The organism is Candidatus Hakubella thermalkaliphila (genome assembly GCF_013281975.1).
Taxonomy (GTDB): Bacteria; Actinomycetota; Humimicrobiia; order Hakubellales; family Hakubellaceae; genus Hakubella; species Hakubella thermalkaliphila.
Genome location: NZ_BLRZ01000464.1, coordinates 1 through 565 on the forward strand (window position 1 = coordinate 1; position 565 = coordinate 565).

The following is a 565-nucleotide window of genomic DNA, read 5'->3' on the forward strand; positions in this document are numbered from 1 at the left end:
CAAGAAAAAGGAGGGAGTTACAACACAAGAAGTAAACATAATACTTGGAAAAAATCGCCGCCGCCACTCCAGATAACAGCGTGTTTGCGGTTCGCTACGCTCATCCAAATGCCTTTGGCACTTCGCAAACACGCGGACCAATACTCGGTCATCGGCTTCGCCGATGACCGAGTATCGGGATGCGGGTCGGCGTGTCGCCTTCGGCGACAGAAAAGAAAGCGTAGCCTCAAATGTTTAATTGATTATAAATGTGGTATGAAATGCGAAGCCGACGCCGACTATCTTACGGGTCAACGGCTACGCCCAAGTTCCCACTTCGTGGAAACTTCGCCGACCCGCATCCCGATATACGCAATTTCGCCCATAAATATAAGGAGATAACCCAATGGAAGAAACATATAAAGGACAAAAAATGATGAAAAAAGCAGAGGAAATTCAAGAATTCTGGGCCTACAATCTGAAACAATCGGTTGATTCAGATGTAACATTGTTGGATAATGTTCAGTTTATCTATGAACTGTCATTGGCACAATTAGAATTAAGGGCATTAGGTGTGGATTTTGTT

1 protein-coding gene is annotated in these 565 nt (G+C 44.6%); it reads left to right on the forward strand.

What is annotated here, in order from left to right; genetic code table 11:
• Positions 1-385: 385 nt before the first annotated feature.
• Positions 386-565, forward strand: a 180-nt coding sequence (locus tag HW443_RS12730; RefSeq protein ID WP_176238392.1) for a hypothetical protein, incomplete at its 3' end; no start/stop codon positions are given.